The organism is Alkaliphilus serpentinus, from assembly GCF_009017255.1.
Classification (GTDB): domain Bacteria; phylum Bacillota; class Clostridia; order Peptostreptococcales; family Natronincolaceae; genus Alkaliphilus_D; species Alkaliphilus_D serpentinus.
In genome coordinates this window covers 1-8,493 of record NZ_WBZB01000029.1, presented here as the reverse complement: position 1 = coordinate 8,493, position 8,493 = coordinate 1, and the positions used below count along the sequence as shown (strand labels likewise).

Here is an 8,493-nt window from a genome sequence, read left to right as displayed (position 1 = left end):
CCAAAATAAGGGGGACAATCCGGTGCATACCTTTAAAATTATAATCAAATGCACCCCTGAAAATACGCTGTTATATGCCGTCAGTTACACTAAACCTACTAATTCCACAATAAAATCATATCTTACTGTCTTTCAATGACGCATTTAAAAGATGTTACGAACTAAATATTTTATTATTTGAAAGGATTTATGATCTTTTTTTTAAATTTATCAATAGTAATTTCAAGTAATGATTTCTTAAGATCTTCAGGTTTAATACTCTTTACTTCCCATGAATTCTCATTGCATATGTCTATGATTTCGTGTACGATGCTTCTACTCTCACTGTTTTCAGCTCCCCAGCTATACATGAGTGCTCCGTTTTTCCCTCCACTAACAACCAGTTCTATCTCTACCTTATTTTCACTAATAAATTTTAAAATGATTACTGACATAAGCGTTGATGAGATTCTAAAATAATAATCTTCTCTCATCAATACTACTATATCTCCTGACTCATATACATATGGCTTATCTGCATGATATTCGTCTCTATTCTTATATAAAGCATCACTTATTTTTTTAATTTCTTCTCCTTCTATAACTATCTCTGCTACCTTCATCATATATCTCCCTGTTCTTTATTATTTATAATCTAAAAAAGTTTCTTTTTATACCGTAGCATCCTACTTAGAGATGTCACATAACGTCCTCGTATTTACGACGCCTTGGAACTGGACCCTAAAGATAGACCGTCTTGGAGGTGCTTGCCACCCAGTGAGAAGGTGTGGTGCCTGACCTTACTTCACTATGGTTATGGATTAAGTTTCGGTGAACTTACCTCCAGCCCCCCTGTGTAAACACTATGTTAGCTGGTGGCGGGCACCACATATTCAGAAAGGCTGATAGGACGTCAGCTCCTTATACTATATATGTTTTGTTCTGCTCCGAATCTAATAACTTTGCTTACTAGTTTCATACCTACACTTTCAAGTAGTTTACACGAATGAATATTTGCTGATTGTGTTTCTGCTACCACCTCAGTCAAATTTAGTTCTTCAAAAGCATAAGCTAATATCCTCTTGACCACCTCTTGACCATATCTATTCCCCCAGCACTTTGGTAGCAGCTGATATGATACTTCAGCTCCAATACCATCATGGTGTGTATCCAATGAAATCAATCCAACAAATTCCATATCTTCTTTCTTTCTAATGACCCAATAATATTCGTTGACATTTAACTTGAGCATATCTTGGAACTTCATGGTGTATTGCTTTTCATCAACTGTTCCTCCAAGATATCTTCTGACTTCATGATTTAAATAGAGTTCTTTTACCTCATCTTAATCGGATTGTTGTATCTTCATCAACTTGCATCTATTTGATTCTAGCATGTTATTCCCCCTTTTTATGATGAAGTATTTAAACCTACCCCTTGACAGGTACCTCTGTCTTATACACTATTGCAGATTAAGCTACTTCATATTGTACTACATTAAGTCTTGATAATCCGCGCATGGTCGCGCAGACCTTGACCAATATCAGCTAACGTCTCCGTGTTTGCGACGTCTCTGAGCCGGACCCTAAAGATAGACCGTCTTGGTGGAACTTCGTTCCCGGTGAAGGGATGTGGTGCGCTGACCTTACTTCACTATGGCTAAGTATCAAGTTTCGATGACCTTGCCCCCAGCACCTCCCGTAACACATTGTTATCGGATGGATGGTGCCTATAACCCTCAGTGACACAAGCTGCTTCTCATAAATTCATTTTCCTTATCATAGCAAAGTTTTTAAAATAATTTTGGGGAAAATATTTTTTCTTACTTCTTTTCTATAGTTCATTTCGCTATCTTCTCTTCCACTTAATAAAGATTTGTTCTTTAGTGTATTATCAGAAACACTAAATAGAGCAGCTAATTTTAAATTTACTAAAGTTGCTGCGCGAAATGCTGCGGCAGTTTCCATTTCAATTACATTACAGCCCATATTCATTATCTCATCAATGTAAGGAAACTGAGCAACAATAGTATCTACACTGAATGTCTTTCCGATATGCCATTGCACCTCATATTCTTGGCATATTTCTCTTGTAGTATCACTTAATACTTTGAACATTTCTGCATCGGGGTAACTCAACTCACCAAAAGGGTCGTTAGATTTCAACGGCTTTCCTTTTAAGTATCTACTAATTCCATCACCACATATTGACAGCATAGGAACTACTATATCGCCAATCGATAAGTTTAAATCTAAGGCTCCAACTGAACCAACAAATAGAGCTTTTTTACATTTAGTTCCAGCAAGGGCTAATACTGCATCTGTAACTACTGGTGCACCTATTCCGGTTTTTATATATGAAATAAGACACTCATCAACCTGTATATTCCAAACTTTTGTTATTGAATTCTCCTTACTCAAATAGGTTTTTTCATTTCCTAAATTATCAAAAACATCTGGTTCCCACCAAGGTGCAATAATAACTCTTTCATGAATTTCATCTGGTGAAACTCCAAGTGTTCCTAAACAAACATCTTCAGATGACGTCCCAAACCTTTTCCATCCATCAAGCAAATCTTTATATTCCATTGCAACCACCTCACAACTTTTAGAATTTAAATACTTTGGTTCATCTGTCCGATAACGTTCCCGTTTAACAAAACTCTAAAAATACGTAATAAGTAACATCATCATTTTGTACGGCTATAGGCTGATAATTCATTGTTTACTTTATGACATATATTGCAGATGCTATAACACTCAGAGTTTGTATAATCAATTGATATTCTATTTCTTTCTGCAAATGCAATTAGGGCTGAAGCACCCCCTGTCATAATTGCACTCATAAATTCATTATTATATGGGTTGTATCGGGACACGATTTCTTCGATGCTCTCATTATAAATATTACCAATGACAAATCCACAAACCTCTAAAACACGCCACACGATGTGGCGTCACTTGCCTCCCATGTTATATAACGTTTCCGTGTTTACGACGTCCCATTGTATGGTATAGTACCCCCTACCCCAAGTTTCTTTTAAAACTATAACAATATTTTACCATTATTTTAACAATTTTAGAAATTTATTATATAGACATTAGATTTATGGTATAATATAAATATGAAAATAATTTTCAAAATACGCAAAATAATTTAAAAAAAACGTATAAAATGGTAAAATTAGTATTGAATATATTTTCGTAAATGGTATAATTAAATTAAGATATAGATATAATAATTAGAAAAGATTTTGTAATAGACGTTTTTTTATTTGGTCGGAATGGAGACCTAAAACCCATATCCATCGGTCGGAATGGAGACCTAAAACCCATATCCATCGGTCGGAATGGAGACCTAAAACCCATATCCATTGCAGAGTAAACTGTGAAAAATCGTTGAAAGGATGAATATTTCATCCTTTCAATTTTTTGGGGGAAAACAAATGAGCCAAGTCTCTTTTAAAGAACGAGTGAAAAATATAGCAATTCAAGAATCAAAAAATTATAAAGCTTATTATGTTGATTATTGCTATTTAGTATGTTCAAGTGCTTTTGCAAAGCAACATTACTATATAATTGAAGCAAAAGAGGATAATTATGAACACTTATTAGGTGTTAATTCATTGATACCTCCACAAGATTTTTTTGATAAGTGCTACAATGGAACATTACAAGAATCAGAGTTTAACTTTCAAAAGCGTGGAAAATCCGAAAAATCTATAATAGGTTCAGTTAGAAGAAAAATAAAGGTTTTACCCAACATGATGAACTTATTTTATGGTAACATTAAAGCACAAGAGACTTTCATAAAGAATCAGGTATGTTGTAGTTTTGCAACTTCTGATAATATTTGCACATTGGGTTTTATTAGCACGCCAAAGTCACGTCCAATGACATTACTTAAAGGTAATGAGCTTGACTTTACCAAAATGAAAGATGTTGATCTTATATTGAGAAAACAAAAAGAAAAACATAAATTTGATGAAATTATTATTGGAGATTTAAAAGTATTGTGGAATTATTACGAAAAAATTAAAGAACACATTGTGGAAAGTTTGTTTCAAGAAAAAATAGAAATAATACAATCTCAGGAACAAGGCGAATCAGCTTAAATCAATTTTAATAAAACATTTTAAACCTCTGAGCATCAGGGGTCTTTTATTTTGTTTTCCATTCTCCCACATATCCTTACTGGTAGTTATTTTGTGGGGATATCAGCTAACGTTACAGTGTTTACGGCACCTTCGAGCTGGACCCGAAAGATAGACCATCTTGGCGGTGCTTGGCACCTAGTGAGAAGGTGTGGTGCCTGACTCTACTTCACTATGGCTATGGATTAAGTTTCAGTGAACTTATTCCAGCACCCCTGTGTAAACACTTTGTTAGCTGACGTATAGCAATTCTTTTAACCCTAAAATGAAGAATCATTTGAGGTATCAAAAATCAAAAACAAGTACTTCTATCTCGGCTTTTGTCCTTCCAGCGACATTATATATAAATTTTCTTGCCTCATAAACCATACTTCCAGCTAGACTCACTTTTAAATCCTTTACCATAAAAAAACACTCCCTTTTTAATTTAGATATTTTAGTAAATCAAATATAATGTTCTCTTTAACATATGTCACCTAACGTTTCTGTATTTACGACGCCTTCGAACTGGACCCAAAAGTAATGCCCCTTGGCGGTACTTGCACCCCTGTGGGAATGGCTTGTTATAAGATGTAGGTCACTCCATTATTCAGACGGGTCAGGACGCCCCCCTCCCTTATAACTCTATTGTTTTACCCTTAATACATAGTTCTATATCAAAAGTTACTATATCTCTAATCTCTATAAGTGTCCTTAAACCAACCTCTATGATTACAATGAGGACACTTAAGATATTTGCCTTTTTTCATACCATTTAAAGACACCATATCATTCCACAAACCTATAGTAAACTTTTGACGGCATTCAGTACATACATATGCATTTACTTCTGCATGATAATATATTAATCCTATTAATATCATAGCAGCTATACCATACATTATAAAAGGGGCGATTCCGCTTAAAAAATTTGCTATTGGGAAAATTATTAATAAAATAAGAATATAGCAACCCATGAAAATATAAGTAATAATATCAGTTTTTCTGTGGGTTCTTTTTTTTACTAATAAGTTCTCCATATCCTCAATGCTTTCTACTTCTACCTTACCTGTCTGTTCAATTTGTTCATAGAGAGCTAACAATCTTTCCTTTTCGTGTATAAGCAATTGAACTTTTTCGTCAATTTTTTCTTTTTGTGAAACAATTGTTTTAGCTAATAGCTCATAAGGATTTTGGCTTTGCATTACTGTTTTGATTTCTTCAAGTAAAAATCCAAGAGATTTATATAGACATACACAGCGAAAATTCTGTAAATCATCTTGGGAATAAATCCTACGACCACCCTCGCTCAATTCAGATGGCTTAACAATATTCTCTTTGTCATAATATTGTACAGTACGAATGCTTACATTACACAATTTTGCAACCTCTCCTGTACTAAATGTTTGTTTCATATTCATCACCTCGACCTTATTATAATTTATTACGTAACGTAATCAGCAATAAGTTACGTAAGGTCTTTTTTAATCTTACTGAATAATATGATGAGACAGAGCCACCATTCCGATTTGTTAGAGCCAGTGTGTGCATAAAATAGAGCCACCATGGTACTCAGAGAGCCACTATCACTTAACCCCCTGTATAATGAATTTATGCACTGGATTCAGTGTAAATAAATTCATGGGAGGTCATCAAATGACCAAATATCGAGAAATTCTAAGGCTTGATAGCCAAGGAATCAGCCAACGAGGTATAGCAGCTAGCTGTCAATGCTCTCGTAACACCGTAGCTACTGTCTTAAAGAGAGCTACTGAGTGCAGTATATCATGGCCATTTCAGAAAGATATGTCTGACAGCTGTTATTCCAGCACGAGTTAGAAAACCAAAGGACAAACCAAATGCTGAAGATGTAGTAGGTATTATCTCTACATGGATAATTGCCGCCCTTAGAAATCAGAAATTCTTCTCATTAAGAGAATTGAATGAAGCCATACATGATAAACTTCAAGAGTTTAATAGTAAACCTTTTCAAAAGAAACCAGGAAGCAGGCTAAGTGCATATCTTGAAGAAGAGAAAAAGTCCCTTATGCCATTACCTGCAACCCCATACGAGTTAGCATTTTGGAAGGTAGCCACCGTGCAATTCAATTATCACATATCAGTTGAAAAAATGCACTACTCTGTTCCTTATGAGTATATCAAACATAAAGTAGATGTCAGGTTAACGAGAAATGTTGTAGAGGTATTTTTTAATAATCATCGTATAGCCTCCCATGTAAGGTTATATGGAAGGGTTGGTCAGTACAGTACCATAGTAGAACACATGCCAGAAGATCATAAAAATTACACTGCTTGGAACTCAGTAAGATTTATCTCTTGGGCAGAGGGGATTGGACCTTGTACATCAATAACCATTAAGGCTATTTTATCAGCCCATAAGATTGAGCAACAGGGATATAAATCCTGTATGGCTCTTCTAAAACTAGCAGATAAGTATTCGGTTACTCGTGTTGAAGCAGCTTGTAAAAAGGCCCTTTCTTACACCCCTAGACCAGGCTACAAAAGCATCCAAACAATTTTACAGACTGGTCAAGATAAACTGGCTATTTTAGAGGAAAACCATACTGCTAAAGATACTACTACACAATTGGGTTTTACTCGAGGCGCAAACTACTATGGAGGTAATAACTAATGATTAATGAAACTACTATATCAAAATTAAATGAAATGCGCTTAACCGCAATGGCGGACCACTATAGAAACCAGCTTCAGGACACAGCTTTTCAGGAGCTAAACTTTGAAGAGCGCTTTGGCCTAATAGTCGACCTAGAATGGTCTAGGCGTAAAAACAATAAGCTTGCCAAGTTAATCAGAAAAGCTGAGTTTAGATTTAGCAATGCTTGTATTGAAAACATTGAGTAGTATCAAGTTTCGATGACCTTGCCTCCAGCCCCCTTGTGTAAACGCTTTGTTAGCTGAAGTCAAAGCTCCATCAACACTGTAATACAACTAATTTTTTATTTATTATGATTATAATAAATCTTTTTTATAATGAAGTGGCAGGCTTACTTCCTCATAACCTAAAGCAACATGAGCAACTGGACTATCGGGATATCTCTCTGTTGTATCTGATGCCATTTCCTTACACCCCTTACTTATTGCCCATTGTTCCCCCATCTCCACCAGCATCTTTCCTTTACCAAGTTTTCTAAATTCTGGCTTCACATACCATCCTTCAATAAAACCAATTATATTAGTTAAGCAACCAGGTGCAGAATCGCGAATTGATAACTCAATAAATCCATAAATAATCCCTTTATCTTCCGCAAAGAATACTGGTTTTATATCTATTTCTTCAAATATTTCTTTCATCTCATCTTCTAATTCTGATAATGTATGATAGGGCCATAAATCATATCTCAATTTCAACCATTCTCCAAAATCCTTCTTTTCAATCAACCTTATTATCATTGATAACCCACCTCCAAAATCAAACAATATTATGTTCCACATTAGTTTTTAATCTTATGGTTACGTAGGACTTTATATACTGATTTCAGCTAACGGTCCCGCATTTGCGACGCCTTCGAGCTGGACCTGAAAGATAGACCGTCTTGGCGGTGCTTGCCACCCAGCAAGAAGGTGTGGTGCCTGACCCCGCTTCATTATGGCTATGGATTAAGTTTCGGTGAACTTACTTCCAGCACCCCTGTGTAAACACTTTGTTAGCTGGTGTCGGGTACGCCAAACTCAGAAAGGCTGATAGGACGTCAGCCCCTTCCACCCATTTAATTTGAAATATATCTATTAAGAGTATATTAGCTATGGGGCACTATCCAATTTGCCAGCACATAAGCAAAACTTCTTTTTTCTTCTTTAGCTAACTTTCTCATAGTACTGGTCTTAGCTATGATTAAAACCTACTGCTACATCAACAAATTCCTCTTTTCATCTAATTCTCTACCTTATGCACTATTATAGTGGCCACCTAATTTAAAGCCTCATCAATAAATTAACTTCTTTCTTTTCCATTGGGTTTATCTTCTTTTTATATTAAATTTTCTTTGTCCATCATATTTTCTAGATGGTGCACTGACCTTTCCCTAAACACGTGCCTGCCTGCACCATCCTTATATATAGATGTCCCATTTAATGAGACACTTCTTATTAAATCTAAGCCAATAGTTATTTGAAATACTCCAATTTCTTTTAATTTCTTTTTCCGAGCATGAACGCTCGGCCCATTTACCCGATATCAGCTAACGTTTTGGTATTCCTGACGTCGTTGAGCCGGACCCGAAAGATCGACCATATTGGAGGAGCTTCGCTCCTGGTGAAGGGATGTGGTGCGCTGATCTTTCCCTAAAAACTTGCCTGCCCGCACCTCCCGTAAACATGTTGTTCGTATAATAGGTTCATAA

Annotated in this window: 9 protein-coding genes and 1 pseudogene; 4 read left to right on the top strand and 6 right to left on the bottom strand. The window is 35.6% G+C overall.

Annotated elements, in window-relative coordinates:
- Positions 1-173: 173 nt before the first annotated feature.
- From F8153_RS09085 to F8153_RS09070, 4 genes and pseudogenes are all read right to left on the bottom strand, one after another.
- Positions 174-602 carry a hypothetical protein gene (locus F8153_RS09085; protein ID WP_151866046.1) on the bottom strand — a complete coding sequence of 143 codons (429 nt, stop codon included), beginning with the start codon at positions 600-602 and terminating at the stop codon, positions 174-176.
- A 290-nt stretch (positions 603-892) separates the two neighbouring features.
- Positions 893-1,300, bottom strand: a pseudogene (locus tag F8153_RS09080) (GNAT family N-acetyltransferase); the annotation flags it as partial.
- Positions 1,301-1,757: 457 nt separating this feature from the next.
- Positions 1,758-2,567, bottom strand: a complete 810-nt coding sequence (locus tag F8153_RS09075) for a phosphorylase family protein (RefSeq protein ID WP_151866045.1) — start codon at positions 2,565-2,567, stop codon at positions 1,758-1,760.
- Between the two features lie 101 nt (positions 2,568-2,668).
- Complete coding sequence (locus F8153_RS09070; RefSeq protein WP_151866044.1) at positions 2,669-2,926, bottom strand: hypothetical protein; 258 nt, start codon at positions 2,924-2,926, stop codon at positions 2,669-2,671.
- Positions 2,927-3,424: 498 nt separating this feature from the next.
- Here F8153_RS09070 and F8153_RS09065 point away from each other — a divergent pair, with 498 nt between their 5' ends.
- Positions 3,425-4,093 carry a PBECR4 domain-containing protein gene (locus tag F8153_RS09065; RefSeq protein ID WP_151866043.1) on the top strand — a complete coding sequence of 223 codons (669 nt, stop codon included), beginning with the start codon at positions 3,425-3,427 and terminating at the stop codon, positions 4,091-4,093.
- 713 nt (positions 4,094-4,806) lie between these two features.
- On the opposite strand, the gene F8153_RS09060 is transcribed toward F8153_RS09065, so the two are convergent.
- Positions 4,807-5,526, bottom strand: coding sequence for a MerR family transcriptional regulator (locus F8153_RS09060; protein ID WP_192929746.1), 720 nt, complete (start codon positions 5,524-5,526; stop codon positions 4,807-4,809).
- A 241-nt stretch (positions 5,527-5,767) separates the two neighbouring features.
- On the opposite strand from F8153_RS09060, the gene F8153_RS16425 reads away from it, so the two are divergent.
- From F8153_RS16425 to F8153_RS09045, 3 genes are all read left to right on the top strand, one after another.
- A complete protein-coding gene (locus F8153_RS16425; protein WP_151866041.1) occupies positions 5,768-5,950 on the top strand; it encodes a helix-turn-helix domain-containing protein in 183 nt (60 codons plus the stop codon).
- Between the two features lie 100 nt (positions 5,951-6,050).
- Positions 6,051-6,764 carry a Mu transposase domain-containing protein gene (locus F8153_RS09050; RefSeq protein WP_330577771.1) on the top strand — a complete coding sequence of 238 codons (714 nt, stop codon included), beginning with the start codon at positions 6,051-6,053 and terminating at the stop codon, positions 6,762-6,764.
- Complete coding sequence (locus F8153_RS09045) at positions 6,764-6,994, top strand: ATP-binding protein (RefSeq protein ID WP_207707713.1); 231 nt, start codon at positions 6,764-6,766, stop codon at positions 6,992-6,994. Before F8153_RS09050 ends, F8153_RS09045 begins: the two co-directional genes overlap by 1 nt.
- A gap of 108 nt (positions 6,995-7,102) precedes the next feature.
- Here F8153_RS09045 and F8153_RS09040 read toward each other — a convergent pair whose 3' ends face one another.
- Positions 7,103-7,543 (bottom strand): GNAT family N-acetyltransferase, encoded by a 441-nt coding sequence (locus F8153_RS09040; RefSeq protein ID WP_192929745.1) that lies wholly within the window; start codon positions 7,541-7,543, stop codon positions 7,103-7,105.
- Between the last annotated feature and the right edge of the window lie 950 nt (positions 7,544-8,493).